This is a genomic window from Cellulomonas sp. A375-1 (genome assembly GCF_001040865.1).
Lineage (GTDB): Bacteria > Actinomycetota > Actinomycetes > Actinomycetales > Cellulomonadaceae > Cellulomonas > Cellulomonas gelida.
On the sequence record NZ_LFKW01000105.1, the window covers coordinates 56,948 to 83,622 of the forward strand.

The following is a 26,675-nucleotide window of genomic DNA, read 5'->3' on the forward strand; positions in this document are numbered from 1 at the left end:
GCAGGCGCGCGCGCTCGGCGCCTGGCTCGGCGCCGGGCGCCCGGGCGACCGGCCTGAGGTTGCCTGGTGCTCGCCCTACGTGCGTGCCAGGCAGACGCTGGAGGTCGCGCTCGACGCGGCGGGGTTCGACCTGCCGGTCCGGATCGACGAGCGGCTGCGTGACCGCGAGCTGGGGATCACCGACCGGTTGACGACGAGCGGCATCGCGCGCCTGCTGCCCGACGAGGCTGCGCGCAGGGCTCTGCTCGGCAAGTTCTACTACCGGCCTCCGGGCGGCGAGTCGTGGACCGACGTCGCGCTGAGACTGCGAGCCGTCCTGGCCGACCTCTCCCGGCGCGACGACGGTCGCCGCGTCCTGGTGGTCACGCACGACGCGGTCGTCGCGCTCGTGCGGTACGTCCTGGAGGAGCTCACCGAGCAGGACCTCTTCGCGCTGATCCAGCGCGGCAGCGTCCGCAACGCGTCGGTGAGCCTGATGGCGTACGGCGAGGGCACCTGGACCACCCGCCTGTTCGACGACGTCACGCACCTGGCCGCGCTGGACGCGCCCGTGACCGAGCACGAAGGGACGGACGCCCGTGGCCGATGACGACACGCACGCCGTGCAGCCCCTCACACCCGCCGTGCTCCGGTCCTGGCCCTTGCCGGACCGCCACGGGTCGAAGGACGAGCGCGGTGCGGTCCTCGTGGTCGGCGGTGCGCGAGGCACGCCCGGCGCCGCCATGCTCGCGGGGCTCGCGGCGCTGCGGGTCGGCGCCGGTCGCCTCACGCTCGCCGTCGCTTCGTCCGGCGCTGTCGCGGTCGCGGTCGCCGTCCCGGAGGCCGGGGTCATCCCGCTGCCCGAGACCGCGTCGGGCTCTGTCCGCGGCGCACCGGCCGACGTGCTCGCGGACGAGCTCGAGCGCGCCGACGTCGTGGTGGTCGGTCCCGGGCTCGACGACCCGGCAGGGACACGGTCGGTGATCGACGACGTGTGCGGCGCGGTCCCGGCGACGACGCCCGTGCTGCTCGACGCGTTCGCGCTCGGGGTCCTGCCCGCGATGGCCGACGCGCGCCGTGCCCTCGCGGGCCGCCTCGTGCTGACCCCCAACGAGAGCGAGGCCGCGCGCCTGCTCGGCGGCGCCGAGCTCACCGCGCGGGAGGCCGCGGCGGCGATCGCGGAGCGCTACGAGGCCGTCGTCGCGCTCTCGGGTCACGTCGCGGCACCGGGTGGCGAGGCGTGGGCGTCCGCGAGCGGGCACTCCGGGCTCGGGACGTCCGGCAGCGGTGACGTGCTGGCCGGTGCCGTCGCGGGGCTGCTCGCCGCGGGCACGGACCTCGCACGCGCGACCTGCTGGGGCGTCGCGCTGCACACGGGCGCCGGCGACCGCCTCACCGCCGAGGTCGGCCCCATCGGCTTCCTCGCGCGGGAGCTGGTCGACGCCCTGCCCCGCGTCCTGCTCGAGTACCAGGCGTCTTGAGCCGGTTCGGTCGGTGACGTCGCCGGACGCAGAGGAGCCCGTCCCCGGGTGTCCGGGAACGGGCTCCTCGTGATGAATCTGGTGGGCGATACTGGGATCGAACCAGTGACCTCTTCCGTGTCAGGGAAGCGCGCTACCGCTGCGCCAATCGCCCGGGGGTGTGCTGCTTGCGAGGTGGAGATGGGATTCGAACCCACGTATACGGCTTTGCAGGCCGCTGCCTCGCCTCTCGGCCACTCCACCCTGAGACCGCAGTCCTCAGCGGCCGGGGCCGAGAAGGATGTCTCCGAGCGGACGACGGGATTCGAACCCGCGACCCTCACCTTGGCAAGGTGATGCTCTACCACTGAGCCACGTCCGCGCTGTCACGTCCCCCGGCTCTCACCGGCGTTCCGTGTGCGTCCCAGACTTTAACCGAGTGTTCGCTCCAGAGTCCAACTGGCTCCGCGCCCTGGACCCAGATCCGCACGATCACGCGGATCTCGCGGGGTGTCGCGGCAGCTCCGACCGCGCGCGGCGCCCGCTCCGGTCCGGGCGACCGGGCCGAGATCCCCGGAATCCTGCGGCAGTCGCTCGCCGCACCGCGCCGGGCAGGCGCTCCGAGGTGAGGACACCGGGCGGCTTGTGACGATGGTCACCACGCTGCCGAGCCCGTGCGCCAAGCCGGCCGAGGCCAGGGCGGGTCAGGCCGGCTCGGGCCGGGTGAGGTCGGCTCAGGTCACGACGGCGCGCGGCGTCAGACCTCGCCGGGCAGCGCGTGACGGACGACGATCCGCGTCCAGGCGCCGACGTAGACCCGGTCCCCGTCGGCGATCTCGTGACGTTGGCCCGCCGGGACGGGCACCGTGGGCAGCGACTCGCCCGCGCGTGCGAGGTACGTGCCGTTCGACGACTGCAGATCCTCCACCCACCAGCGCTGCCCGTCGGTGTTGAGCTGGCAGTGGCGGCGTGAGACGCCCGAGTCCGACCCGCAGTCGATCTGCGGGTGGATGTTGCGCGAGACCGAGGGGCGCCCGACGAGCACGCTGCGCGTACGCAGCGGCACCAGCGCGGGGAGGCCCACCGAGGGCAAGGGGTCCTCGGGCTGCTGCAGCGCGTACCAGTCGGGGTCGATCCAGACCTCGGCGACCCACTGCTCAGAGCCCGCGGGTGCGGGCGTCGGCAACGCCGTGCCGTCCGTCGCAGGGTCCGGGTCGGCGGACGTCCCCGACGAGGACGACTCACCGCCGGGCGCCGATCCCGGGACCGCCGGCGCTCCGGGGTCAGGACGCGTGGCAGGCGGGTCGGACGCGGGCGGAGCCACGACCGCAGGCAGCGCGCCCGTGGTCGGGCCTCCAGGGGGCGTCAAGGGCGTCACGGGCGCGGGCGTGGCACCGGTGGTGAAGTCGTAGCCGCAGTTCTCGCAGAACAACGCACCGGGGGCGGCGGGGGACGAGCAGTGGGGGCACGACGTGGGGCCTGCGGCGGGTGTCGCACCGGATGCAGGGATCGTCGGTGACGGCGCGGCCGAGGCCGCCGCCGAGCCGATCGGCGCACCGCACACGTCGCAGTAGTCGGTCGACGTCGACGCGTGGCCCTCGGGGCACACGACCGTGCTCACTTGCGCACCCGCGTCGTCTTCGTCGACGCGGTGTCGAGCGCCATCTCGTCGAGCTTGTCCGTGTGGCGCTTGAGCCGCACCGTGCCCTGCTCCGGGTCGTCGATCTCGACCACCCGCTTGAGCCGGCTCGTCGCCTCGTCGTTGCCGGTCTCCTGCGCGAGCTGGACCGCGCGGCCGAGCTTGACGGTCGCGGTCGCCTCGTCGCCCACGGCCTTGGCCGCCAGGCCCTCCTGGATCGCGCTCGCGAGCTCGGCCTGACCCGTGTAGTGCGCGACCTCGGGGCTGATCCGAGCGGTGAGCGAGTCGTCGTCGGACCAGCGTGCCTTCACCAGACCCGACGCGAGCACCTCGCCGCCGACCGCGATCTGCACGCGGGCCGCGAGCTGCTCGGAGCCCACCGGCTTCGAGCCGACGCGCACCGCCACGTGGTAGTCGCGCGACTCGTCGCCCCACGAGCCCGTCGGGTACGCACTCGTCAGCGGGTTCACCTCGGACCTGCGCGACGTGAGGTCCTCGACCGTCGGGGCGACCTGCCGCACGAAGAGCACCTGGGCCCCCTGCGGCGCCCACACGCGCAGCTCGGCGTCGGCGATGCCGCGCGACATCGAACGCTGGACGAGGTCTCGGAAGTCGGCCGCGATGTCGTCCGGGTTGGCGATCAGGTCGACCGTCCCGAGCAGCGCGGTCGAGATCTCGCGGAGCTCGTCGACCTGCCAGTTCGCGCCCACACCTCGCGCATCGCACTGGAAGTGGCCGGTCACGTTGCGCACCACTGCCGAGAGGGCGGCGCGGGGCTCGGACTCGTTCTTGCCGTCGGTCAGCAGGATCGCGTGCCGCTGCGGCGCCTGCGGGACGGTCGCGAACAGCCGGTCGGCCAGCGCGAGCCACGTGCTCATGGCCGTGCCGCCCGACGGCAGCAGCGTCGCGATCGCGCGCTTGGCCTCAAACCGAGCGCCCGGCTCCATCTGGACCATGTCCCGCACCGCGTTCGGGTACGGGAAGACCCGCTGCGCCACGTGGCTGCCGCCGACGATCGCGAACCACGTCCCGTCGGCGATCTGGTCCACCGCCACCTGGGCCGCGTGCTTCGCGGCGTCGAGGTTGCGGCCGCTCATCGAGCCCGAGGTGTCGACCATGATGATCTCGGCGACACCGCCCTGGGCCGTGGCCGCAGCACCCGCACCGGAGCTGGTCAGCGTGACGATGGCGTGCACGTCCGTCCCGCCCTGCGGCAGGAACTCGTTCTGGAAGACCTCGGCAGTGAAGACGGCCACGCTCAATCCTTCGTCGGTCGGGTGCTGCCGAGGCTATCCGAACCCGCGGGCTCGGACACTCGGCGTACAGGGGTCGTGATCTCGTCGTCGACCAGGTGCTCGGGTCGGTCGTCGCCCTGGTCAGCGGCCTCGGCAGACGGGGGTGCGGTCCCGCCCGCGGCGGGCGTCCGCGGCGCCGGCACGCGCGCGAGCGCGACGGTCACGTTGTCCCGTCCGCCCTGCGCGTTGGCCCAGCCGACGAGCTCCGCGGCGACGCGTGCCGGGTCGCCGTCCACCGCGGCCGCGAAGCCGCGCAGGAGCGGCGCGAGGTCCTCAGCGCGCGAGCAGTAGTTCCACAGGCCGTCCGAGCACACGAGCACCCAGCCGGGGCCGTCGAGCACGGTCGCGGTGGTGCGCGCCGTGACGTCCTCGGCGTCGGGCCCGAGCCAGCGGGTGATCGCGTGCGCCTGCGGGGACGCCTCGGCCGCCTCCCGCGGCACGCCGCGGGACATGAGCTCACCGGCCCACGAGTCGTCGGCCGTGAGCTGCTGGGCGGGGCCGTCGTCGGGCAGCCAGTAGACGCGCGAGTCGCCGAGCCAGCCCGCGACGAGCAGGTCGTCGACGACGACGGCGGCGACGAACGTGCACGACGGTGCGTGGTCGGGGCCGACACCCTCGCGCATGCTCGCGACGACCGCGTCGTTGCCCGCGACCGCCGCTCGCGCCAGCAGGCCGGAGAAGGCCGCCGTGCGGGCGGCCGACGACCCGGCCGCGCGTTCGGCCCCCTCCGGACCGCCGGAGACGAGGACGTCGAGCGCCGCGGCGACCGCCGCCAGGCTCGCGGCATCCGAGTCGGGCGCGGTCGAGACGCCGTCGCACACGACGAGCGCGGCGAACGAGCCCGAGGCGGCCAGCGCCATCGCGTCCTCGTTGCGCGCGTGGCGCACGCCGCGATCGCACACGCCCCCGACCCACGGGGCCGGGCTGTCCGACCAGTGGTCCCGCTCGGACGCCGCCGGCTCACCGCACTGCTCGCAGTAGCCGTCGGCGGCCACCGTGCCGCCGCAGGCACGGCAGCGGCGCGGTGCGCCCGTCGCCGCGGGCGCGTCGGCGTCACGATCGTCGTCCGGGTCGTCGTCCGCGTCGTCGTCCACGTCGGCGAGCTTCGCCGAGGACGGCGGTGCCGCGAGCTCCTGCGCCGCCATTCCCGGCACCGCGGTCCCCCGCGCCGCCGAGCCGGCGGTGCCCTGCTCGGACGCACCCGGCACGCGGGCGCCGCACCCCTCGCAGAAGCGGTCGTCGGGGTGCAGCACTCCCCCGCACCGCTCGCACGCGGCAGTCGGTGCGGCCGTCGTCGCCGGACCGGTCACCACGCGGTCCACCGTCGGACGGCGTTGGCGCGGTCGACGAGGTCGATCCGCTCGTCGCGCGTGCCGGCGAGCGTCGCCGACTCGCGGTAGGCGGCCTCGAGCGCGTCCCGCAGCCGGGCCTCCTCGACGGGGACGTCGCCGATGCGCAGCTGCGTAGCGGGGCCCGAGCGCACGACCTCGGCGAGCGCGGCCTCGAAGACGCCGATCCGCAGGTCCACGCGCTGCTGCGGCTCGACCGTGACGCGTTCGAGCCCTGACAGCGCGTCCGCGAGGGCCGGGATGCCCCGGCCCGCGGACGTGAGCAGGCGCGCCCGCTGGACCCGGGCCTCCGGGTACGAGCTGCGCGTCGGCGTCACGAGCTCGAGCGCGGCCAGGGCGCCGTCGAGCTCGTCGGCCCGGCGCCGGATCCGCGCCAGGCCGAACGCTGCCGCCGCCGTGTAGTTGGCGTCCGAGCGCGCGCACACGACGTACAGCGACTCGGCGATGTCGGGCTCGTCGGACGTCTCGCACGCGACGGCCAGCGCGAGCTTGGGCGCGAGCTCGCCCGGCACCTGGCCGTACACCGCGTTGAACGACGCCCGCGCCGCGACCGCGTCGCCGGCCGCGAGCTGCGCGAGGCCGTCGAGCCACACCGCACGCCACTCCCACGGGTCGGCGTCCAGCACCTGCGCGAGCGCCGCGCGCACCACGTCGAGCCGGCCCGCCTCGATCCCGGCGCGCGCGCGGGCCAGCCGCACCTCGACCGTCTCGTCTGGCGCGTCGGCGAGCGCCTCGAGCCGCTGCAGCGGGTCGGACACGCTCACGCCGGCGAGCCACCCGGCCGCAGGGTCGGATGCGTCGACCTTGAGCAGCGGGAGCTCGTCCCACCCCAGGGGGCCGTGCGCGCCGTCGGTCGTCGGCGGGTCGAACAGCACCGAGGCGGCCGAGTGCAGCGCGGGGTGACCCGGACCGCGGTCCGTCGCGACGACCTCACGCAGGACGCCCAGCAGCTGCGTGCGCAGCTCGTCGACGGTGGCGAACCGGTCCGACGGGTCCGGTGCGCACGCCTTGGCCAGGAGCCGGTAGAACGAGTCGTACCGCGCGAACACGGGGGTCTCGGCGACCGGCGGCAGGGACGCGACGTACGTCGTCGTGTTGCCCCGGAAGTCCAGCACGAGCGACGCGAGCGTGCGGCCGATGGTGTAGACGTCCGAGGCGACCGACGTCCCCACCTCGGGCACCTCGGGCGCCTGGTAGCCGACCGTCCCGAAGATCGCCGACTGCAGGTCGTCGACGCGGCGCACGCCTCCGAGGTCGATGAGCTTGACTGCGTCGCCCTGCTGGATCACGTTGTCGGGCTTGAAGTCGCAGTACAGCAGGCCGACGTCGTGCAGGTAGGCGAAGGCGGGCAGCACCTCGAGCACGAGCGCGCACGCGTGGTCGACCGGCAGCGGGTCGTTGGTGCCGCCTGCCGCCTCGCGGCGCGCCGTGAGCATCTCCTTGAGCGAGCGGCCGCCCACGTACTCCATGACGGTGTAGCCCGCGCCGTCGTGCATGACGAAGTTGTAGATCTCGACGATCAGCGGGTGCTCGACCTCGGCGAGGAACTGCCGCTCGGCGATCGCCGCGGCGTACGCGTCGGCGTCGCCCGCGTTGAGCAGGCCCTTGAGCACGACCCAGCGCCCGGACACGTTCTGGTCGCGCGCGAGGTAGATCCAGCCGAGGCCGCCGTGCGCGAGGCAGCCGACGACCTCGTACTGGCTGCCCACGAGGTCGCCCGCGACGAGGCGGGGGTCGAAGTCGAACGCCGCGCCGCACTGCGGGCAGAAGCCCTTGGTGCGCCCGGGGACGCTGTCGCGCTCACGACCGACCGGCTCGCCGCACGACGGGCAGTACCGCTTGCGCTCCGGCACCTGGGGGTCGGCCATGACGACCTGCAGCGGGTCCCGGACCGGCACCGACGGGACGGTGGTGAGCCCGGCCCCCAGCCGCGCGCCGCGCAGCCGCGTGGAGCCCGTGCCGAGCGTGCGCGTTGCGCGCGAGCCGCTCGCCGCGGTGCGGGCCGAGCCCAGCGCCGCGGTCGCAAGCCGGCTCGAGCTGGTCCGCCCGGTACGCGTCGACCGCTCGTCGTCACCGCCCGGGCCGCGGGCGACCGGCACACCTGCCGCGATCCCCGTGCCGAGCAGCGACGTGGCCGAGGCGGCGGGCCGGGTCACCCCTGTGCCCGCGGGCGCGGTCGGCGCCTGCGGCGAACCGCAGACGTTGCAGTACCCGTCCTCGTAGGTGCCGGTGCAGCCCGGTTCGGTGCACGCCGTCATCGCGTGGCTCCCTTCGGCCCGTGGGCGGGCACATCGCGGGTGAGGAACTCGTACTGCTCGACGTAGAAGCGCGCGAGGACGATGTCGCACGGCGTGCGCTCGACCGCGTCGCGCGCCTCGTCGTACCCGGAGCGCACGGTCAGCGACGCGCTGCGACCGTTCGCGTCCGCCGCGCCGCGGAGCCGCTCGAGGCGGTACCGCAGCTCGGCCCGCTCGCGCAGCGGACGGCCGTAGGCGTCCGCGACCGCGTCGAACGCGCGCTGGACGGTGCGCAGCCGCTCGACGAACGCGTCCACCTCGGTGCGCGTCGGTGGGACGTCGCCCAGGCGCGACACGTCGGGCACCGCGAGGTTCGGCGGGTCGACGATCTCTCGTCGGCAACGGTCGGCGAGCGAGTGCAGCGTCGGCTCGCGCTCCTCGAGCGAGTCGCGCAGCGCCGCGGCGTCCGAGCGCTGACGCGCCAGCGTGCGGCGCTGCGACGCGTCGACGATGAGGTCGCGCTCGGTGGTGGCGACGTCGACCTCGAGCTCGCCGAGCGGACCGGTGACGTCGGCGCCGCGTGCCGCCTGCGCCGAGATGCCCTGCTCACGCGCGCGCAGCGCCGCGACGTGCGCCTGCGCGTCCCCGTCGGCGGCGAGGTCCTCGCACCGGACGACCGCCGCGCGCACCGCGCGCAGTCGCGCAGCCTCGTCGGCCGCGCCCGGGTCGAACGCGAGCCGGTCACGGAGCTGGTCGAGCATCGCGTCGCACAGCGTCACGGCCTCGACGAGCGAGACGAGCGCCGAGGCACGTCCCGCGTCGAGCCGGCCCCAGATGAGCTGCGACATCTGCTCGCGTGCGACCGCGTCCGCCCGGCCCGAGTCCCAGATCTCCACGAGCCGGTCCAGCCGTCCGCGGATCGCCTGCCACATCGTCATCGCCAGCACGACGTCGGACGTGAACGCCTCCGGCTTGTCCGTCTGCCGCGACGCCGAGTCCAGGCGGTCGAGCTCGGACCGCCGGTCCGCCGCCCACCGCTCGAGCGCAGCCAGGTACGTCAGCAGGTCCGCGGCGGGGATCGCCTCGCCGAGGCGACCCGGCGCCCGGGGCGGGTCGACGGGTCCCGCAGGCGTCACGACGAGCCTCCGCGCGCGGTGCGTCCGTACACCGACTCGGGCGGCTCGGGCGCGTCGCCCAGCGCACCGAGCCAGCGCTCGTACGACGCCGCCCAGCGGCCGTCCGCCTTGACCTCGTCGAGCACCGCATTGACGAACCGCACGAGCTCGACGTCGTCGGCCGCGACCCCGATGCCGTACGGCTCGTCGCTGATCGCCTTCCCGATGACCTTGGCGTACGGGTCCTGTGCCGCGAAGCCCGCGAGGATCGTGTCGTCGCCCGTGATCGCGTCGACCTTGCCCTGCTGGAACAGCACCAGGCAGCCGGTGTGGGTCTGCGCGCCGACCGCCTCGATGCCCGGGTAGTCCGCGAGCCGCGCGATCGTCGTCGTCCCCTCGGGCGCGCACACGCGCATGCCGTCGAGGTCGTCGATGTCCCGCGCGTCCGAGTCGAGCGGGACGAGCACCTTCTGACCCGCGTGGAAGTACTCCGCCGAGAACGCGATCTCGGTCCAGCGGTCGCACGTGATCGAGAACGCGCGCGCGACCAGGTCGACCTCGTGGCGCTTCAGCACGTCCAGGCGCTGGCCCGAGGTGATCACCCGGAACTGCAGGTGGTCCGGGTCGCCGAAGATCGCCGTCGACACCGCCGCGGCCATGTCGACGTCGAAGCCCTCGATCGCCCCGGTGATGGGGTTCCGGCTGCCCATGAGCAGGGTGTCCGCCGAGACGCCCACGATCAACGCGCCACGGTCACGGATCCTGCGCACCGACGCGTTGCCCTCGACGTCCGCGCCGCTCTCGCCCGGCGCGTACGACTGCGTCAGGTCGGTGCACGTGGCGGGTGCGGCGGCCGGCGCACTCGTCGCCGCCGCCTCGGCCGAGGGTGCGTCGGTCGCCCCGACGTCGCCGGGTTCGGTCGCGGTGCACCCGGCGAGCGCGAGCGCGAGCCCGGCCACCACGGCGGCGGCCCGCGCGGCACGGCGCGGGGTCGTCACGACAGCGGGTCCAGCCCTCATCAGCGGTACTCCTTCAGTCGAGCGCTGAAGCCCACGGCCACACCCACCGCCGCGAGCAGCCCGGCGAGCAGCGCGATCCACGCACTGCGGGAGGACGACCGCGCGGCGTCGTGCAACGCGTCGTCCGCCTGCGTCCCGTCCGCGCTGACCGCGTCCCGTGCGGCCGTCCCGAACGCGTCGAACTTCGCATTGGGCGAGTCGGGCTCGGTCGACGTCGCGAGGGCGACCGCGGCGTCCCAGTCACCGCCGTCGTCCAGTCCGCGGATCTCGTCGTGCGTGCTCCTCCAGGCGTCGAACGTCTCGACCACCTGCTGGTCGATCCCGCCCCCGGCGAGCAGCTCCTCTGCCTGGGTGACCGCGTCGAGGTACGACTCCTCGTACGCCTGGCCCGAGCCGCGCTTGATCAGCGTGAACGACTCCATGGCCTTCGCGTCGTTCGCGAGCGAGTAGGCGTGCGCGACCGCGACCGTGCGCGCGTACGCGCCGTCCTGGACCTGGTTCGCCGTCTGCACACCACCGCTCAGGCTGGTGCTGAGCACGATCCCGCCCACGACCAGCACCACGGTGGCGATCACGAGCCCGCCGTTGAGCCGGCGGTGCGTGCGCCGCGCGAGCCACACCTGGACAGCGACGAGCGCCATGATCCCGACGACGAGCGCGAGCATCGCGAGCATCGCGCGTCCCGCGACCGCGAACGCGTCCGAGACCCGCTCGTCGTTCGCCGTGACGACCTCGTCGATGCCGGGCAGCGCGGAGGCACGCAGCTCCTGCGACGCGGCCTCGAGGTACGCGGCACCGACCGGGAACCCCTGCCGGTTGTTCGCGCGCGCCTGCTCGACCAGTCCGCTGTACGTCGTCACGCCCGTGCTGACCGCGCCCAGGCGAGCGGCGTCGCCGCGGTCCGCGCCCGCCACGGCGACCAAGCCACCCGAGGCCGCGGCGAGGGAGTCGTCGTACCGCGCTCGCTGCTCCACCGGTTCACGCCCGCCGACGAGGAACGCGTTCGTGGCCGTCGCGTCGGCCGCCACCAGGTCGTTGCGGACCTGCAGCGCGCGGACCTGCTGACCCGTGTCGTCGGCGGCTGCCGACAGCGCCTGGGACTGCGCGAGGCCCGTGCCGAGCCCGACGACGGCGACCAGCAGGCTCGCCAGCACGCCGAGCGTCGCCGCGAGCCGCAGACGTGCGGGAGTGCGGCTGAAGCGGCCTGAGCGTGCGGTGGTCACGGCGCCCGCGGGCGCCGGCGTCGCGAGTCGCGACGAGCCCGCGGTGGGTGCGACGAGGACCGCTCCCGCCGTCGCGGCCGTCGCGACGGCAGCTCCGGTGCGGCCTGCCGCGGATGCGGGTCGAGCAGGGGGCGGCGCCGCTGCTGCGGCGGGCGTCGGCGTCACGCGGACTCCTGTTCGTCGGCACGTTCGTCGGCCGGTTCGTCGGCCTGGTCGTCGGCTCGTTCGTCCGCTCGCTCGTCGGCGGCGTCGGGCGCGTCGTCGCCGGCGACCTCAGCCTGCGCGGCGGGACCACCGGCATCGAGCTGCTCGTCGGCCTCGTCGTGCGGGGCGTCGACGAGGTCCTCGGGCAGGAGCGTGCGCAGCTCCTCGACGGTCGGCTCGGCGACGTCGCGCAGCCGCCACGCGTGCCGCAGGATCGCCTTGTCGAGCACGTTGCGCGCCCACCGACCGTTGCCGAAGCCCTCGTCGCGCAGCTGGCTGCGGGCGATCTCCCGGAAGCGGTCGACCGTCTGCGGCGCGGGCTCGAAGTCGGCCTTGCGCGCCGCGAGCTCGAAGATCGCGGTCAGCTCGTCGTCGCTGTAGTCGTCGAACGTGATGGTGGTCGAGAACCGGCTCTCGAGGCCGGGGTTCGTCGCGAGGAACCTGCCCATCGGCCCGGGATACCCGGCGACGATCACGACGAGGTCGTCGCGGTGGTCCTCCATGTCCTTGACGAGCGTGTTCACCGCCTCGGCCCCGTACTGGTCCTCGGCCAGCGCGTACGCCTCGTCGACGAACAGCACCCCGCCCACGGCGGTGCCGACCACTTCGGACGTCTTGACCGCCGTCTGCCCGAGGTATCCCGCGACGAGCTCGGAGCGGTCGACCTCGACCAGGTGACCCTGCGCGAGCAGACCGAGCGCCTGGTAGATGCCCGCGACGAGCCGGGCGACGGTGGTCTTGCCCGTCCCGGGGTTGCCGAGGAAGACGAGGTGTCGCGTGATCGTGGGCGACGTGAGGCCCGCGTCGGTGCGCAGACGCTCCACGCGCAGCAGCTGCGCCTGCTCACGGATCTCACGCTTGACGCGACGCAGCCCGATCAGCGCGTCCAGCTCGGCAAGGAGCTCCTCGAGCGAACGCGTCGGCGCCTCGGCGGGCTCGGGCTCGTCGCCCGCCGTCGCGACGGCCGTCGCTCCCGCGGCCGTAGGCGAGGGCAGCGCGTCCCGCGCCTGCTCGAGCGTCGTCCGTCCGGCGCTCGGGACGGGTCCCACGGGCGCGAGGCTGCCGGTGGCGCCCGCCGCCGCGAGGTGCACCGCGGCGGTCGCCGACGCGCGTGCCAGGACGTCCAGCCCGGGCTCCCCCAGGTCGCACGCGGCCGACGTCACCAGCGCGAGCGCGCGTGCGTACTCGGGGGCCTGCGGCGAGCCCTCGGCGACGAGCCGCTCGAGCTGCGCCGTGGGTGCCGAGCGCCAGCGGCGTCCGCCGGACGCCGCTGTGAAGAACGCGGAGAGCTCCGTGCGTCCGAGGGCCTCGCCCCACGCGTCGGGCGCGCCCGGGACGGCCTCGGCGACCGCCGCGGCGAGGCGCGCACCCTCGTCGCGCACGTCCGCGTCGTCGAGACCCGCCTGCACGCCGACGGCCACGAGCGCGTCGATCGCGCCGCGCAGCGTAGCGCCGGGGCTCACGACGCCACCGCCGGGCCGCCGTCGGGCAGCTCGAGCGACGAGCCCCCGAACTTGTCCGCGAGGAACTGGCCGTGCGCGACGAGCGCGTGCGCGTCCTGCCGCGAGACCGCGTCGGAGATCTGCGTGAGCGTCACACCGAGGAGGTCGAGCTGGTCGCACAGCAGCATGAGCGACGTCTTGCCCTGCGCGACCACGCGACGGTCGGCGAAGTCGCGCGGGAGCCGAAGGTAGGACCCGACCGCCTCGGGCAGGTAGCTCGTCGCGGTCGCGACGACCGTGTGCGCCTGCCGGCTGCCGATGCCGAGCCGGTCCAGGCGCGGCGCCATGTCCTCGACGACGCGTGCGATGCGGTTCACGCGCGCGGTCACCGCCGCGGGCACCCGACCCTCGACGTCGCGCTGGACCTCACGGACGGCCTCGACGATCTGCGTGGAGGTGGGCACCGCGGGCTCGTCCGGACCGACCCGTTCCGGCGCGCGGCCGCGCCGCCGGCCCACGAGCGCACCCCACCAGCCCATCGACGCCTCGCTCAGCCGAGGTCGAGCGAGCCGCCTGCGGCGCCCGTCTGGTCGGACTTCTGCACGCGGTCGAGGTACGAGCGCGCCTTCGTCGTCTCGGTCTCGAGGACGCCGATGGTCTGGGCCATCGAGTCGAGCGCCTTGACCTTGAAGCCGTCGATCGCGTCCATCGTCGCGTAGATGTCGTTGAACGCCTGCTGGAGCTGCGGCAGGCCCAGCGTCGAGCTCGCCGCCTGCTCCTGGATCTGCACCGACTGCTCGCGCAGGAGCTTGGACGTCGACGCGATCATGCCCGTGGTCGTCGAGTTCAGGGCGCTGATCTGGTCGAGGACGAGCTTCTGGTTGTTGAGCGCCTGCGCGACGAGCACCGCGGTGCGCAGCGCCGCGACCGTCGTGGTCGTCGCTCGGTCGACGCCCTTGATGAGCTCGCCGTTGTTCTTGATGATGATGTCGGTCGCGAGGTAGCCCTGGATCGAGACCGCGAGCTGCGTCAGCAGGTCCTGGTGCTTCTGGCGCACGTAGAACAGCACGTCCTCGCGGAGCGACTTCGCGCGCTGCGGGTCGGTCCGCTCGGCCTCGGCGACCAGGGTCGCGAGCTTGGTGTCGAGCTTCTCGGCGACGTAGACGTACTGGTTGAGCCGCGCCATGGTCGCCCACAGGTGCTGCTTCTCGAGGTTGAGCGCGGCGTTGTCCTTGCGGAGCTCGTCCTGGCCGTTGTAGAGCGCCTGCACGATCGCGTCGATCTGCTTCTGCGCGCTCTCGTAGCGGCGGAAGTAGTCGGTGATCGAGTCGCCGAACGGCAGGAAGCCCAGGATCTTCTTGCCCAGGCTGGCCTCGGACGGGTCGAGCTCCTCGACGGTGCGGCGCAGGTCGAGCAGCGACTTGCTGACCTGCGACGTGCCGGAGACTCCTCCGTCGCGCAGCTCCTGGACCGGCATCTGCAGGAGCCGGTTCGAGGTCTCGGCCGCGGCCCGGACGTCCGCGTCCCCCATGGTCCGCACGTCCTCGGCCTTCGCCGCGAACTCGGGCGAACCGGCCTGCGCGCTCGCCAGCCCGGCGAGGTAGGAGTCGACCTTCGCGTCGAGACCCGGCAGTGCGGCCTCGTCAACACGCGGGGCGATCGCCGGCGCCTGGGTCTGCGCGACCGGAGCGAGCGGCGCGGGGGCCTCGAGCTCCAGCGGGGGCGTCAGGGGTGCCGGTGCACCCGCTGCGGGCTGCGTCATCGTGTACCTCCGCGTCGAGGACTCGTGATGGCCCCGATCGGGCCGCCGTCGAGCTCCGGGTTCAGTTGGGGTTCGGGCAGCACGCTATGCCATACGGCCGCTCGGCAGGTGGCCCCGCTCACAGTTCGTGCGACGGGGTGAGCCGCGGGTTCACGCCCGCGGGGCCTCGACCTCGGGGTCGCTCGGCGGGGGGCTGTCGACGGTCGAGGCCAGGGCCAGCCCGTCGTCGTTGGTGGCGGCCAGGCGTCGCGTGTCCGGGACCACCTCGCCGACGAGGTCGTCGAGCTCGGCGTCGACCTGGGCGCGCGGCGCCCAGAGCCCGTACCGGTGACCGGCGAACCACCAGCACCCGAGCACGAGGGCGGCGCCGGCGACGGCGTCGAGCACCCAGTGGTTGCCGGTGAGGACGACGATCGCGGTCGTCGTCGCCGCGTAGCCCCAGACCGCGACCTTCGCCCAGCGTCGCCGCAGCAGGTACGCGAGCACGACGCTGACCCAGACCGCCCAGCCCACGTGCATCGACGGCATCGCGGCGACCTGGTTGGTCACGGAGCCGGCGCCGCTCGCGGCCTGCTCGGCGGCTGACGGCCACCATCCGTAGACCGAGCTCTCCGAGACCGTGTCGACGTACTGGCCGAGCAGGCGCGGCGGCGCGGTCGGGAAGAAGAAGTATCCGAACAGCGCGAGGAACGTGGCCCCCAGCAGGGCGGTCCGCGCAGGCCGGTAGAGCAGCGGGCGCCGGAAGAACAGGACGACGAGCACGGTCGGCGTCACGAGGTAGTGCATCGACTGGTACCAGTACGACGTCGCGACCTCGAGCCACGTGTGCTGAGCTGTCGCGGTGTTGAGCGCGTGCTCGATGTCGATGCGCAGCCAGCGCTCGACGTCGAGGATGCCCCGGGCGTGCGACTTCGCGACGTCCCACGATCCGCTCGCGGCCAGGCGCGTGGCGGAGTAGGCGACGTAGAGGCCCACGACGAGCACGACCTCGCGGATGATCTCGCCGCGCGTGCGCCTGGCTCCCCCACTGGTCGACCGCTCGACCGCCATCTCCCCGCCCACCTGGCCCCCTTCCGGCACTGGTCTGCGGCCACACTAGCGTCGGCTGGACGCATGACCATGTCGTTTGCCGTCCCAACCGGGCGTTGTGGCGCCCGTCACGCGCGACTCGCTCACGGGGTGATGTCGAACCGCGGCACGCCCAGCGTCATCTCCATGAAGCACGGCGTCCACCCGCAGATACCTCTTGACCGGTACAGCACGAGGTGTCTACCGTGTGAGACGCACGACTGGACCGGTACAGAACAGGAGATGACCATGTACCTCAGCCCGCCACCGCTCAGCCTGCTCCACTCCCGCCGCGCGGCCCTGACCCAGGCGCGCAGCGCGCTCCCCGACGCGCCCGTCGTCCCGGACGCCGGCCGACGCGCCCGGCGCGGGACCACCGTCGTCGCCCGGTCGTTCGCCGCGACGCGGCGCGCGGGCGCTCGGTCGCTGCACCGCCTGGGCGACGCGGTCGCGCCGACCGAGCGGTCGGCCCTCGTGCGGTGAGCACGCTCCTGCACGGCCGCGGCACGGCCGACGCGCCCGCCACGGTCACCTACCCTGGCGTCCAGGACCCGGGTCCCGGCGAACGACCGGGCGGGCGACAGGAGGTGGCCGTGGCGCGCGTGACGTTGCAGACGATCGCCGACCAGGTCGGCGTGAGCCGGATGACCGTCTCCAACGCGTTCTCGCGGCCGGACCAGCTCTCGGCCGAGCTGCGCGAGACGATCCTGGCGACCGCCGCCGAGCTCGGGTACGTCGGCCCCGACCCCGCGGCGCGCATGCTGGCCCGCGGCTCGTCGGGCACCGTGGGCGTCCTGTTCACGCAGTCGCCCGCCGCGGCGTTCCGCGACCCGATCGCCGCGGAGTTCTTCGCGTCCGTCGCCGAGGCGCTCGCCCCCACGGGGCTCGCGCTGTCGCTGCTCCCGACCGCAGGGGACGGCGACCGGCTCGCGGCGCGAGACGTCCCGATGGACGCCGCGATCGTCTACGCGTGCGCGGTCGACACCACGGCCCTCGGCTGGCTCGAGCGACGCGGCCTGCCGCTCGTGTACGTCGACCAGCTCCCGACCACCGACCTCGCCGCGACGGTGCTGCTCGACGACCGGCCCGGCGCGCGCGCCGCCGCGCAGCACGTCGTCGACCTCGGCCACCGGCGCGTCGCCCTGCTCACGACCGCGTGGGGCCTGCCGCCCGGCGTCGCGCCCGACCCGGGCACCGCCGGCGTCGGGCACGTCTCACGCGAACGGGTCGAGGGGTGGATGAGCGCCCTGCGTCCGGCGGGCGCCGACGTCGTCGCGGTGCACATGCTCGACAACCACGAGGAGGACGCGCTCGCCGCCGCCCGCCTCGCCCTCACGCTGCCCGACCGGCCGACCGCGGTGCTGTGCTTCTCGGACCTCGTCGCCTGGGCGGTTGTGCGCGTCGCGCGCGAGCTCGGGTTGAGCGTCCCACGGGACGTGTCCGTCGTCGGCTTCGACGACAGCGTGCTGAGCCGCACCGTCACCCCGTCGCTCACGACGGTCCGGCAGGACCTCGTGGCGAAGGGCAGAGCCACGGCGCGCGCGATCGAGCACGCGCTCGCGGCCCAGCGCCCGGGCGCTGCTGCGGCCGAGCCCGACCACGTGCTCGTGCCGACGCAGCTCGTGGTCCGCGAGTCGACGGGGCCGGCCCCCGCGCGCTGAGCACGACCCTCGCCGGACCGCTCTCAGCGCGTGGCCTGAGGGCCGTTCGCGGGCCTGAGCGGGTCCGTGCCTTCTTCGTCGTCCACCACGGCCGCCATGCTCCGCAGGAAGGTCACGAGGTCGGCCCGCGAGGCCTCCGGGACGGCCAGCACGACCTCCGCCATGCGCCGGTGCATGCGGGCCAGCCGTTCACGTACCTCGTCGTGCGCGTGCGGCGTCGGCCGCAGCACGACCGCGCGCCGGTCGGTCGGGTGCGACTCGCGGACGAGGTGACCCGAGTCGGTCAGGCGGTCGAGCAGCTTGGTCGTCGACGCCGTCGAGATGCCCAGCTCGCGCGTCACGTGGTGCGGGCTGGTCACGAGGCCCTCCGCCTCGCGCCCGATGAGCACCTGGAGCGCCCGCATGTCAGTCTCGTTCATGGACATGCGCGCGGCGGTGCGACGACGCATCGCCGCGTCGGAACGACGGAAGGCCCGGACCGCCTCGAGGACGTCGGCGACGGCCGGGTCGTCGCCGTACCAGTAGTGCGCGGGGTTTGCAGGTTCGGGCATGACACGCATACTAGTCTCCGAAGTAACTAGCGCGGCTAGCGATCTCCTCCGTCGGCGGGGACGCAGTCGGGATCCGGAGGTCGACGTGACGCAGGACCTCGTGGTGCTCCTCGACGCCGCAGGGCGCCCGAGCGGGCACGCACCACGCGAGGCCGTGCACGACACGGCCACGCCGCTGCACCTCGCGTTCTCGTGCTACGTCCTCGACGACGAGGGACGCGTGCTCATGACGCGCCGGGCCCTGACCAAGCGGACCTGGCCCGGCGTGTGGACCAACTCGTTCTGCGGCCACCCCCGGCCCGGCGAGAAGGCGCAGGACGCCGTGCGGCGCCGGGCGCGCGACGAGCTGGGGCTCGAGCTCGCCGAGCTCACGCTCCTGCTCCCCCACTTCCGCTACCGCGCGGTGGACGCGTCCGGGATCGTCGAGAACGAGGTGTGCCCGGTCTGGTTCGCCACGGCGCGCTCCGCCGTACGCCCGGAGCCGGCCGAGGTGATGGACCACGCGTGGGTCGACGTGACCGACCTCGGCCGCTCGATGGCCTCGACGCCGTGGGCGTTCAGCCCGTGGAGCGTGCTGCAGGTCACCGAGCTCGCCGAGCTCATCGCCGCCGCACCCGCCCGACGGGTGGGCTGACATGACGACGCTCGCGGGAGCCCCCGTCACGGGCCTGGAGCCCGGACCGCTCGAGACCTTCCGGGCCGGACCCGGAGTGCTCCTGCACGACGACGAGGCACGCGCCCTGTGGGCCGCGGCAGGCGACGCGACCCGGGGCGGCCGTGGTGTGCGCCCGCACCTGCTGCGCGTCGCGTACGCGTCGCTCGGCGGCACGGACGAGACCGCGTGCGCCCAGCTCGCGGACGCGGTCGAGCTCCTGCACGCCGCGTTCGTCGTGCACGACGACGTGATCGACCACGACGACGTGCGGCGCGGCCGGCCGAACGTGTCCGGCACGTTCACGGCGCGCGCCGTGGACGCGGGAGCATCCGGGTCGGCGGCGCGCGGGTACGGCCGCGCGGCCGGCATCCTCGCCGGAGACCTCGCGCTCGTCGCCGCGACGCGCTCCTTCGCCACGGTCCCGGCCCGCCCCGAGGTGGTCGCCGACCTGCTCGCTCTCCTGGACCGCACCGTGGCACTCTCGGCCGCGGGCGAGCTGCACGACGTGCGGCTCGCGCTCCAGGTCGACGAGCCGAGGGTCGCCGACACGCTCGCGGTCGCCGAGCTCAAGACCGCGGTGTACTCGTTCTCGCTGCCGCTCAGCGCGGGTGCGATCCTGGCGGGCGCCACGACCGCCACGGTCGCCGCCCTCGACCGCGTGGGCCGCCTGGTCGGCACCGCCTTCCAGCTCCACGACGACCTGCTCGGCGTGTTCGGCGACGAGGCGAGGACGGGCAAGAGCGCGCTGAGCGACCTGCGCGAGGGCAAGGTCACGGCGCTCGTCGCGCACGCGCGCACGACGCCCGCCTGGTCGCAGGTCGCCCCGGCGTTCGGTGACCCGGCGCTCACCCCGCGGCGCGCTCGGGAGGTGCGCGAGCACCTCGAGCGGTGCGGCTCGCGTGCGTTCGTCACCGACCTGGTCGGCGAGCACCTCACCGCCGCCCAGTCGCTCGCGCGCGACGCGGGGCTCCCCGAGGCGGTGCTGCGCAGCCTGCGCACGCTCGTCGACGACGACGTCTGGAGTGCGGGATGAAGCACGGTGCACGGACTCCCGAGGGCGGCGCCCAGCGGTACGCGCACGCCGCGGCGACGGCCGCCGGCACGGTCGTCGGCGAGTACTCGACCTCGTTCGCACGCGCGTGCCGGCTGCTGCGCGAGCCCGTCCGCGGGCACGTGCGCACGATCTACGGGCTCGTACGGGTCGCCGACGAGATCGTCGACGCGCCGGACCTCGACCTGACGCCGCAGCAGCGCGGCGCCTACCTCGACGCGCTCGAGGCCGAGACGCTCGACGCGCTCCAGTCGGGGTTCTCCACCAACCTCGTCGTGCACGCGTTCGCCGCGACGGCACGCGAGCACGGGATCGGTCCCGAGCTCGTCGTGCCGTTCTTCGCCTCGATGCGCACCGACCTGCGCGCCGCCCAGCACGACGAGGCGTCGCTCGACGCCTACGTGTTCGGCTCGGCCGAGGTCGTCGGGCTCATGTGCCTGCGCGTCTTCGTCGGCGCGCCCGACGCGAGCGACGAGCTCGCAGCGCACGGGTACGACCGCCTCGCCCCCGGCGCGCGCCGCCTGGGCGCCGCGTTCCAGAAGGTCAACTTCCTGCGCGACCTCGCCGCCGACCACGACCAGCTCGGCCGTCGTTACCTCCCCGGTGACGACTCCGGCGTCCTGACCGACGCGCAGCGCGACGCCGTGCTCGACGACATCGACGCGGACCTGGCGGCGGCCGCGGTCGCGGTCGCCGCGCTGCCGAGGTCCAGCCGGCGCGGCGTGCGGGCCGCGCACGACCTGTTCTCCGCCTTGTCCGGCCGACTGCGCGCGACGCCCGCCGCTCGCATCGCCCGCGAGCGCGTCCGCGTGCCGGCGCCGACCAAGGCGCTCGTCGTCGCGCGCACGCTGCTGCCCGCCGGGTGGCGGTCGTGACCGCGCGACCGCGCGCGGTGGTGATCGGCGCGGGCATCTCGGGGCTCGCCACGGCCGCGCTGCTGGCTCGCGAGGGGTACGACACCGACGTGGTCGAGCAGCAGGGCCACGTCGGCGGGCGGGCCGCGACCTGGGAGCACGACGGCTTCACGTTCGACCTCGGGCCGTCGTGGTACCTCATGCCCGAGGTGTTCGACCACTTCTTCCGCCTGTGCGGGACCAGCTCGGACGCCGAGCTCGACCTCGTCCGACTCGACCCGGCCTACCGGGTCTTCTTCGCGGGCGAGCGCTCCGACGGGCCGCCGCCGGTCCAGGACCGCGAAGGCGTCACGTCGGTCGACGTGCGCACCGGGCGCGCGCACGAGGCGTTCGAGGCGCTCGAGCCCGGCTCGCGGTCCCGGCTCGAGGAGTACCTCGCGTCGTCGCGCGAGGCCTACGAGCTCGCGCTGCGCCACTTCCTGTACTCGACCTTCGCGCGACCGACGACCTTGCTGCGCCGCGAGCTGCTGCGACACGCCCCGCGGCTCGGACGCCTGCTGACGACGTCCCTGGAGCGGTTCGTCGCCGACCGGTTCACCGACCCGCGCGCGCGCCAGGTGCTCGGCTACCCCGCGGTCTTCCTCGGCACCTCGCCCGAGCGCGCGCCCAGCCTCTACCACCTGATGAGCCACGCGGACCTCACCGAGGGGGTGCTGTACCCGCGCGGCGGGTTCGGTGCGGTGATCGACGCCGTGCTGCGGTGCGCGACGCGGGTCGGCGTGCGCGTCCGGACGTCCGCACGAGTCACCGCCGTGCGGACCACCGAGCTCGAGGGTGCGCGCGGGCGCGGGCCGCGGCACCGGGTCGTCGGCGTCGAGCTCGCCGGCGGCGAGGTGATCGAGGCCGACCTCGTCGTCGGAGCGGGCGACCTGCACCACCTGGAGACCGCGCTGCTCCCCCCGCACCTGGCTACCTACCCCGAGCGGTGGTGGCGCCGGCGCGATCCCGGCCCGGGCGCGGTGCTGGTCCACCTCGGCGTGCAGGGGCGGGTCCCGGAGCTCACGCACCACTCGATGTTCTTCACGCGCGACTGGCGCGCGAACTTCGACGCCGTCCTCGGTGCGCACCCGCAGGTGCCGGACCCCGCGTCGTTCTACGTGTGCGCACCGTCGCGCACCGACGACGGCCTCGCTCCCGCGGAGCACGAGAACCTCTTCGTGCTGGTCCCGGTCCCGGCCGACGAGGCGCTCGGCCGGGGCGGGCTCGACGGGGGCGGCGACCCCGCCGTCGAGCGCGTCGCGGACGCGGCGATCGCGACGCTCGCGTCATGGGCCGGGGTCCCGGACCTGGCCGAGCGCGTCGTCGTGCGCCGCACGGTCGGTCCCACCGACTTCGCCCACGACCTGTCGTCCTGGCGTGGCGGCGCGCTCGGCCCGGCGCACACCCTGCGGCAGAGCGCGTTCCTGCGCGGGCGCAACGTCTCGGCGCGGGTCGACGGCCTGCTGTACGCGGGCGGTTCGACGTTGCCGGGCATCGGGTTGCCGATGTGCCTCATCAGCGCGGAGCTCGTCGTCAAGCGGCTGCGGGGCGAGACCTCGGGCGCACCGCTTCCCGAGCCCGCCGGGGTCGGGCACGAGGTGCCGGCATGACGGGCGCGTACCTGCTGTGCCTCCTGCTGGCGGGTGTCGGCGTCGCTCTGCTCGACCGACGATGGCGCCTCGCGGCCTGGCGCGACGTGCCCGGCTCCCGACGCCGCACGCTCACCCTCGTGGGGGTCGGCTCGGCGCTGCTGCTCGCGTGGGACGTCGCAGCGATCGCGCTCGGCTTCTACGGGCGCGGGGAGAGCGACGCGCTGCTGGGCGTGTGGCTCGCGCCGCACCTGCCGCTCGAGGAGGTCGTGTTCGTCGCGTTCCTGTCCTACACGACGCTCGTCGTCGCGGGCGGTGCCGACCGGGTCCTGCGAGTCCGTACGTCTCGCGGTGTCGACGGCGCCGCGCCCGACCTGCCGTCGCGGGTGGCGTCATGACGTACGCGGGCCTGGCGGTCGTCGTGGTGCTCGCGTGCGCCGCCGTCACGGCGTTCGCCGTCACCACCGAACCGCGACGCGGCCGCCCCCGCGCGCACCTGCTCGCGGTCGTCGCCCTGACGGCGCTCGTGCTGGGCGTGCTCACGGTCGTGTTCGACAGCGTCATGGTCACCACGGACCTCTTCCGGTACGACGAGGCCGCGCTCCTCGGCTGGCGCGTCCTGCGCGCCCCCGTCGAGGACCTCGCATGGCCGCTGGCCACCGCCCTGCTGCTCCCCTCACTCGCCGCGCTGCACGTCCGGAAGCCCCTCGACGAGCCCGCGGACGCCTCGCAGCCCGCGCCCCGACGTCCGGAGGTACGACGATGACCACGGCCGAGCTCCGCCGCGGCACCGACTGGCGTGCGGGGGTCCGCCAGCTCGTCGGGTCGTCGCGCCCGTTGAGCTGGATCAACACCGCGTACCCGTTCGCTGCCGCGTACCTGCTCGCCGGAGGCGGGCTCGACGCGGTGCTCGTCGTCGGGACCGTGTTCTTCCTCGTGCCGTACAACCTGCTGATGTACGGGCTCAACGACGTGTGGGACCACGAGTCCGATCTCGCGAACCCGCGCAAGGGCGGCGTCGAGGGCGTCGTGCTGGACACGCGGTGGCACCGGACCACGGTGCTGGTGTCGGTCGCGGCGAGCGCACCGTTCGTCGTCGCGCTCGCGGCGATCGCCGTGGCCCGGCGCAGCCCGGCGTCGTTGGTGGTGCTGCTGGTGAGCGTGTTCGCCGTCGTCGCCTACTCGGCGCCTCGCCTGCGGTTCAAGGAGCGCCCCGGCCTCGACTCGGTGACCTCGGCGACGCACTTCGTCAGCCCGGCCGTGCTCGGGGTGACGCTCGCGGGAGGCACGTGGTCGTGGTCGGTCACGGCGACCCTGCTCGCGTTCTTCGCGTGGGCCTGCGCGTCGCACGCGTTCGGCGCGGTGCAGGACGTGCGCGCGGACCGTGGTGCGGGCATCGGCTCGATCGCGACCGTGCTGGGCGCCCGGCGGACGGTTCGGCTCGCGATGGCCGGCTACGCGTCGGCGGCCGCCCTGCTGCTCACCGCCGGCTGGCCGACGGCCCTCGCGGCGGTGGTCCCGGTGGCCTACCTCGCCTCGATCACGCCGTTCCGGTCGCTCACGGACGACGAGTGCGAGCAGGCGAACCGCGGGTGGCGGCGCTTCCTGTGGCTCAACCTCGTCGCGGGCTTCGCGATCACGCAGGGCCTGATCATCGCCGCGTTCGCGGCGCGGGGCTGACCGTGCGCGTGTGGTCGCTGCACCCCGAGCACCTCGACCGCATCGGGCTCGTGGCCGGGTGGCGTGAGGGCCTGCTGGCGCAAGCCGCGCTGCGGCGGCCCGAAGGCGGCTACGGGCGGCACCCGCAGCTCGAGCGGTTCCGCGCGAGCCCCGAGCCGCTCGCGGCGATCGGCACCTACCTCGAGTCGCTCGCCGACGAGGCCGACGCGCGTGGCTACCGGTTCGACCGGACGCGCGTCGTGGTCCCCCGCACGGGGGTCGCGGACCACCTGCTCGTCGTGACCAACGGGCAGCTCGCGTACGAACGCGCGCACCTGCTCGCCAAGCTCGACCAGCGCTCGCCTGCGGACGCGGAGCGGCTGCGCGCGCACCCGCTGCGCGCCCACCCGAGCTTCGTCGTGGTCCCCGGCGACGTCGCCACCTGGGAGCGCACCTGACCGTTCGCCCGGCGCGACGCTGGGCGCAGCGGTAGCCTCCCGTCAGCGCACCACGGGCAGGACGCGGAGGAGCCGTGAGCGACCCCGGCGGCACGACCGCAGACCCGACGCCGACGCACGCCGGGCGCCGCGAGCTCGCTCCCGACCTGTACGGACTCGTGCTCGTCCTGCTGTCGGTGGGGTACATCCTGTTCGCGGTGTCGTCGGCGCTGTGGGCGCAGGTCGCGGTCTCGGTGCTGCTGTTCGTGAGCCTCGTGCTCGCGGTGCGCACGTCCGTGCCCTCGCCGCGGGTCCGCGGTGCCATGCGCGCGATCCTCGTCGTGGGCGTCGTGGCCACCGCGTCGTCGCTGCTCTTCCTGCCCGAGCGCGACGCCGTCGCGGTGGTCGACGCGACGCTCGCCGCCGTCGTCGGCTTCACGCTCGTCGTGGTCCTCGCACGCGTGCTCGAGCACCGCACCGTGACGCTGCGCTCGATCGCGGCCGCGCTGTCCGGCTACCTCCTGCTCGGCATCATGTTCACGCACGTGTTCGGGCTCGTGGCGTGGCTCGAGCCGCCGTTCTTCGCCGACGGTGCCACGGCGGACGGCCGTGCGCTGCAGTACTTCTCGTTCACCACGCTGACGACGCTCGGCTACGGCGACCTGACCGCCGCGACGTACGCCGGGCGAGGCCTCGCGACGTTCGAGGCGCTGCTCGCGCAGGTCTACCTCGTGACGATCGTCGCGCGACTGGTCGCGTCGTGGCACGGCCCGCGCGTCGGCGGGCCGCCACCGGTCCCCTAGCCGTCGAGCCCCGCGACGAAGGCGAGCAGCGCCGCGCGCGACGTCCCGTCGTCGACCGCGTCGGCCGGGATCGCCAGGAGGCGGTCCCACGCCTCGCGGGCGTCGTCCTCGCCCGCGAGCGCAAGGTAGGCCAGGAGGTAGCCCCCGAACGTCGTGGCGGTGCCGTCGGGCCCGGCCTCCGTGACGGCGTCGCGGATCCGCTGCGGGTCCACGCCGGTGGCGAGCGCTGCCTGCGCGGGGCCCATGGGGAGCAGCTGGATACCGAGGATCGCACTGGGTTCGGGGCTGAACCATGTCGCGTAGTCGCGCTTGCCGCCCCACACGAGCGAGACGATCTCGTGGTCGAAGCCCGGCACCGGCTCCGGCGCGGTCCAGTAGGTGCGTGCCGCGGCCGACTCCGTGGACGCGAGCCAGGTCGCCTGCGTGACCAGGGCGTCCTGACCCGACGCCTGCGCCCACAGCCCGAGCCCGTTCCACGCGTTGACCGCCTCCGAGCTCGACTCCTGGTTGTTGCCGTCGGCGAACGGTGACGTCCCCGACGCCCACGAGTGGCCGCTGTACGGGTCGAACGCGCGCAGCTGCGGGAGCTCGTCGCTGGGCGTCGCCGCGGCGACGTCCGCCGCGAGCAGGTCCATGACGGGTGCGAGCTCGTCGGCCAGCGCGGCGTCGTCGGAGGCGAGCAGCCCCGCGGCGGCGAGCAGGTAGCCGTAGTGGAAGTGGTGGTCGTTGAGCTCGTCCGAGCCGAACGCGGGCGTGAGCCCGATGACCGAGCGCGCGTCCGGGTCGTAGACGAAGCACCGGGCGTCGCGCTCGACGCACCCCTCCGGCTGGGTCCACTCGCGCAGCGCGTCGACGGTGCGCGTGCGCAGGTCGGCGACCTCGTCGGGTGCGCCGAGCTGCTCGCCGAGCACGACGAGCGTGGCGGCGCGGAACAGCGCCTTCGCGCCGAAGTACGTGTCGGAGGGGAAGGGCGGCGTGGCCGCGACGTCGTCGACCAGCGCCGTGAGGATCGCGTCACGCTCCTGCGCCGACGCGGCCGTCAGGTCCGGGACGACCGAAGGTCGCACGGTCGGCGCGAACGCGGTGAGACGCGAGCCCGCGCACAGCTCCAGCGGCCCGCCGACGCTCGCGTACTCGCCCAGCCCGCACCCGTCCCGCTCGGGCTGGTCACCCGTGCGCTGGTGCGGCGCGAGCACGTACGCACCGGCGCCCCCGGACGTCCGGTAGGTGAGCGTGGTGCGCGCGGTCTGCGCATCGACCCCGTACGTGACGTCGACGCCCTGCACGGGATGCTGGGCGGCGTCGGCGAGCGCACGCTCCGACGCGCTCGTCGCGTCCTGCGGCAGGGCGTACCAGCCGGCCACCTCGCCGTCGGCGAGCGCCATCGTGCCGCCGTCGAAGCTCGGCGCACGCAGCGCCCAGGTCGCACCGCCGACGTCACCGCGCGCGGTCGCCGGCCCGTCGGGCGTCGCGCTCAGGGCGCCGTCCGTGCGGACGGTCACGTCCCGGGCGGCGGTGAACGTCACCACGGGCGAACCCTCCGCGAGCGCGACGTGACCCAGCACCTCGCCGTCGTCGTCCAGC

General features: G+C 74.6%; 26 protein-coding genes and 3 tRNA genes. 13 read left to right on the forward strand and 16 right to left on the reverse strand.

The annotated features are described in order from the left end of the window. Together CWIS_RS11335 and CWIS_RS11340 are read left to right on the forward strand one after the other, a co-directional pair. The coding region (locus CWIS_RS11335; protein ID WP_048343435.1) for a histidine phosphatase family protein at window positions 1-589 on the forward strand (589 nt) is incomplete at its 5' end. Continuing rightward, on the forward strand, window positions 579-1,460 hold the full coding sequence (locus tag CWIS_RS11340; protein ID WP_082156403.1) for an NAD(P)H-hydrate dehydratase: 882 nt from the start codon (window positions 579-581) through the stop codon (window positions 1,458-1,460). The genes CWIS_RS11335 and CWIS_RS11340, both read left to right, overlap by 11 nt. Before the next feature lie 79 nt (window positions 1,461-1,539). On the opposite strand, the gene CWIS_RS11345 is transcribed toward CWIS_RS11340, so the two are convergent. The 14 genes from CWIS_RS11345 to CWIS_RS11410 all read right to left on the reverse strand — a co-directional run bounded on the left by CWIS_RS11345 (window position 1,540) and on the right by CWIS_RS11410 (window position 15,786). Continuing rightward, window positions 1,540-1,614: transfer RNA gene (locus CWIS_RS11345), tRNA-Val, on the reverse strand. 18 nt (window positions 1,615-1,632) lie between these two features. Then, window positions 1,633-1,703: transfer RNA gene (locus tag CWIS_RS11350), tRNA-Cys, on the reverse strand. A gap of 46 nt (window positions 1,704-1,749) precedes the next feature. Next, a tRNA-Gly gene (locus tag CWIS_RS11355) sits at window positions 1,750-1,821 on the reverse strand. 375 nt (window positions 1,822-2,196) lie between these two features. Further along, window positions 2,197-3,060: an FHA domain-containing protein gene (locus tag CWIS_RS11360; RefSeq protein WP_048343397.1), complete on the reverse strand. Its 864-nt coding sequence runs from the start codon at window positions 3,058-3,060 to the stop codon at window positions 2,197-2,199. Continuing rightward, window positions 3,057-4,334 carry a VWA domain-containing protein gene (locus tag CWIS_RS11365; protein ID WP_048343398.1) on the reverse strand — a complete coding sequence of 426 codons (1,278 nt, stop codon included), beginning with the start codon at window positions 4,332-4,334 and terminating at the stop codon, window positions 3,057-3,059. The genes CWIS_RS11360 and CWIS_RS11365 overlap by 4 nt, the downstream gene beginning before the upstream one ends. Window positions 4,335-4,336: 2 nt before the next feature. Beyond that, window positions 4,337-5,686, reverse strand: coding sequence for a PP2C family serine/threonine-protein phosphatase (locus CWIS_RS11370; protein ID WP_231583802.1), 1,350 nt, complete (start codon window positions 5,684-5,686; stop codon window positions 4,337-4,339). Then, the gene (locus CWIS_RS11375; protein ID WP_048343399.1) at window positions 5,680-7,980 is read right to left on the reverse strand and encodes a serine/threonine-protein kinase; all 2,301 of its coding nucleotides are present in this window, start codon (window positions 7,978-7,980) and stop codon (window positions 5,680-5,682) included. The genes CWIS_RS11370 and CWIS_RS11375 overlap by 7 nt, the downstream gene beginning before the upstream one ends. After that, a complete protein-coding gene (locus tag CWIS_RS11380; RefSeq protein ID WP_048343400.1) occupies window positions 7,977-9,095 on the reverse strand; it encodes a hypothetical protein in 1,119 nt (372 codons plus the stop codon). Before CWIS_RS11380 ends, CWIS_RS11375 begins: the two co-directional genes overlap by 4 nt. Then, a complete protein-coding gene (locus tag CWIS_RS11385) occupies window positions 9,092-10,093 on the reverse strand; it encodes a glutamate ABC transporter substrate-binding protein (protein WP_048343401.1) in 1,002 nt (333 codons plus the stop codon). The genes CWIS_RS11380 and CWIS_RS11385 overlap by 4 nt, the downstream gene beginning before the upstream one ends. Beyond that, the gene (locus CWIS_RS11390) at window positions 10,093-11,481 is read right to left on the reverse strand and encodes a hypothetical protein (RefSeq protein WP_053071686.1); all 1,389 of its coding nucleotides are present in this window, start codon (window positions 11,479-11,481) and stop codon (window positions 10,093-10,095) included. The genes CWIS_RS11385 and CWIS_RS11390 overlap by 1 nt, the downstream gene beginning before the upstream one ends. Next, complete coding sequence (locus CWIS_RS11395) at window positions 11,478-12,983, reverse strand: AAA family ATPase (protein ID WP_082156404.1); 1,506 nt, start codon at window positions 12,981-12,983, stop codon at window positions 11,478-11,480. Before CWIS_RS11395 ends, CWIS_RS11390 begins: the two co-directional genes overlap by 4 nt. Continuing rightward, window positions 12,980-13,426, reverse strand: a complete 447-nt coding sequence (locus tag CWIS_RS11400) for a hypothetical protein (protein WP_229747554.1) — start codon at window positions 13,424-13,426, stop codon at window positions 12,980-12,982. Before CWIS_RS11400 ends, CWIS_RS11395 begins: the two co-directional genes overlap by 4 nt. 86 nt (window positions 13,427-13,512) lie before the next feature. Then, complete coding sequence (locus CWIS_RS11405; protein ID WP_048343403.1) at window positions 13,513-14,724, reverse strand: toxic anion resistance protein; 1,212 nt, start codon at window positions 14,722-14,724, stop codon at window positions 13,513-13,515. 150 nt (window positions 14,725-14,874) lie between these two features. Then, on the reverse strand, window positions 14,875-15,786 hold the full coding sequence (locus CWIS_RS11410) for a phosphatase PAP2 family protein (protein WP_141371342.1): 912 nt from the start codon (window positions 15,784-15,786) through the stop codon (window positions 14,875-14,877). A gap of 249 nt (window positions 15,787-16,035) precedes the next feature. On the opposite strand from CWIS_RS11410, the gene CWIS_RS11415 reads away from it, so the two are divergent. Both CWIS_RS11415 and CWIS_RS11420 read left to right on the forward strand, forming a co-directional pair. Further along, window positions 16,036-16,275 (forward strand): hypothetical protein, encoded by a 240-nt coding sequence (locus CWIS_RS11415; protein ID WP_048343404.1) that lies wholly within the window; start codon window positions 16,036-16,038, stop codon window positions 16,273-16,275. After that, on the forward strand, window positions 16,272-17,453 hold the full coding sequence (locus tag CWIS_RS11420; protein WP_231583804.1) for a LacI family DNA-binding transcriptional regulator: 1,182 nt from the start codon (window positions 16,272-16,274) through the stop codon (window positions 17,451-17,453). The genes CWIS_RS11415 and CWIS_RS11420 overlap by 4 nt, the downstream gene beginning before the upstream one ends. A 23-nt stretch (window positions 17,454-17,476) precedes the next feature. Here CWIS_RS11420 and CWIS_RS11425 read toward each other — a convergent pair whose 3' ends face one another. Further along, the gene (locus tag CWIS_RS11425) at window positions 17,477-18,004 is read right to left on the reverse strand and encodes a MarR family winged helix-turn-helix transcriptional regulator (protein WP_048343431.1); all 528 of its coding nucleotides are present in this window, start codon (window positions 18,002-18,004) and stop codon (window positions 17,477-17,479) included. 85 nt (window positions 18,005-18,089) lie between these two features. Here CWIS_RS11425 and idi point away from each other — a divergent pair, with 85 nt between their 5' ends. The 9 genes from idi (at window position 18,090) to CWIS_RS11470 (ending at window position 25,091) form a co-directional block, all read left to right on the forward strand. Continuing rightward, window positions 18,090-18,638, forward strand: a complete 549-nt coding sequence (idi, locus tag CWIS_RS11430) for an isopentenyl-diphosphate Delta-isomerase (RefSeq protein WP_048343405.1) — start codon at window positions 18,090-18,092, stop codon at window positions 18,636-18,638. A gap of 1 nt (window position 18,639) precedes the next feature. Further along, window positions 18,640-19,692: a polyprenyl synthetase family protein gene (locus CWIS_RS11435; protein WP_048343406.1), complete on the forward strand. Its 1,053-nt coding sequence runs from the start codon at window positions 18,640-18,642 to the stop codon at window positions 19,690-19,692. Further along, complete coding sequence (locus CWIS_RS11440) at window positions 19,689-20,585, forward strand: squalene/phytoene synthase family protein (protein ID WP_048343407.1); 897 nt, start codon at window positions 19,689-19,691, stop codon at window positions 20,583-20,585. Before CWIS_RS11435 ends, CWIS_RS11440 begins: the two co-directional genes overlap by 4 nt. Continuing rightward, a complete protein-coding gene (gene crtI / locus CWIS_RS11445; RefSeq protein ID WP_369796556.1) occupies window positions 20,573-22,213 on the forward strand; it encodes a phytoene desaturase family protein in 1,641 nt (546 codons plus the stop codon). The genes CWIS_RS11440 and crtI overlap by 13 nt, the downstream gene beginning before the upstream one ends. Continuing rightward, on the forward strand, window positions 22,210-22,590 hold the full coding sequence (locus CWIS_RS11450; RefSeq protein WP_048343408.1) for a lycopene cyclase domain-containing protein: 381 nt from the start codon (window positions 22,210-22,212) through the stop codon (window positions 22,588-22,590). The genes crtI and CWIS_RS11450 overlap by 4 nt, the downstream gene beginning before the upstream one ends. Further along, window positions 22,587-22,958, forward strand: coding sequence for a lycopene cyclase domain-containing protein (locus CWIS_RS11455; protein WP_048343409.1), 372 nt, complete (start codon window positions 22,587-22,589; stop codon window positions 22,956-22,958). The genes CWIS_RS11450 and CWIS_RS11455 overlap by 4 nt, the downstream gene beginning before the upstream one ends. Further along, on the forward strand, window positions 22,955-23,872 hold the full coding sequence (locus tag CWIS_RS11460) for a prenyltransferase (RefSeq protein WP_048343410.1): 918 nt from the start codon (window positions 22,955-22,957) through the stop codon (window positions 23,870-23,872). The genes CWIS_RS11455 and CWIS_RS11460 overlap by 4 nt, the downstream gene beginning before the upstream one ends. A gap of 8 nt (window positions 23,873-23,880) precedes the next feature. Then, complete coding sequence (locus CWIS_RS11465) at window positions 23,881-24,309, forward strand: pyrimidine dimer DNA glycosylase/endonuclease V (protein WP_353848614.1); 429 nt, start codon at window positions 23,881-23,883, stop codon at window positions 24,307-24,309. Window positions 24,310-24,383: 74 nt separating this feature from the next. Continuing rightward, window positions 24,384-25,091: a potassium channel family protein gene (locus CWIS_RS11470; protein WP_053071689.1), complete on the forward strand. Its 708-nt coding sequence runs from the start codon at window positions 24,384-24,386 to the stop codon at window positions 25,089-25,091. Here the strand turns inward: CWIS_RS11470 and CWIS_RS11475 are convergent. Further along, on the reverse strand, window positions 25,088-26,675 hold a 1,588-nt coding region (locus tag CWIS_RS11475), incomplete at its 5' end, for a glycosyl hydrolase (RefSeq protein ID WP_048343412.1). The genes CWIS_RS11470 and CWIS_RS11475 overlap by 4 nt on opposite strands.

What these genes read in the sequence shown, in the direction of transcription:
- CWIS_RS11375 (WP_048343399.1), bottom strand. Translation starts at nt 7,980, where the DNA reads ATGACGGCGTGCACCGAACCGGGCTGCACCGGCACCTACGAGGACGGG.
- CWIS_RS11385 (WP_048343401.1), bottom strand. Translation starts at nt 10,093, where the DNA reads ATGAGGGCTGGACCCGCTGTCGTGACGACCCCGCGCCGTGCCGCGCGG.
- CWIS_RS11405 (WP_048343403.1), bottom strand. Translation starts at nt 14,724, where the DNA reads ATGACGCAGCCCGCAGCGGGTGCACCGGCACCCCTGACGCCCCCGCTG.
- CWIS_RS11415 (WP_048343404.1), top strand. Translation starts at nt 16,036, where the DNA reads ATGACCATGTACCTCAGCCCGCCACCGCTCAGCCTGCTCCACTCCCGC.
- CWIS_RS11425 (WP_048343431.1), bottom strand. Translation starts at nt 18,004, where the DNA reads ATGCCCGAACCTGCAAACCCCGCGCACTACTGGTACGGCGACGACCCG.
- CWIS_RS11435 (WP_048343406.1), top strand. Translation starts at nt 18,640, where the DNA reads ATGACGACGCTCGCGGGAGCCCCCGTCACGGGCCTGGAGCCCGGACCG.
- CWIS_RS11440 (WP_048343407.1), top strand. Translation starts at nt 19,689, where the DNA reads ATGAAGCACGGTGCACGGACTCCCGAGGGCGGCGCCCAGCGGTACGCG.
- CWIS_RS11450 (WP_048343408.1), top strand. Translation starts at nt 22,210, where the DNA reads ATGACGGGCGCGTACCTGCTGTGCCTCCTGCTGGCGGGTGTCGGCGTC.
- CWIS_RS11455 (WP_048343409.1), top strand. Translation starts at nt 22,587, where the DNA reads ATGACGTACGCGGGCCTGGCGGTCGTCGTGGTGCTCGCGTGCGCCGCC.
- CWIS_RS11460 (WP_048343410.1), top strand. Translation starts at nt 22,955, where the DNA reads ATGACCACGGCCGAGCTCCGCCGCGGCACCGACTGGCGTGCGGGGGTC.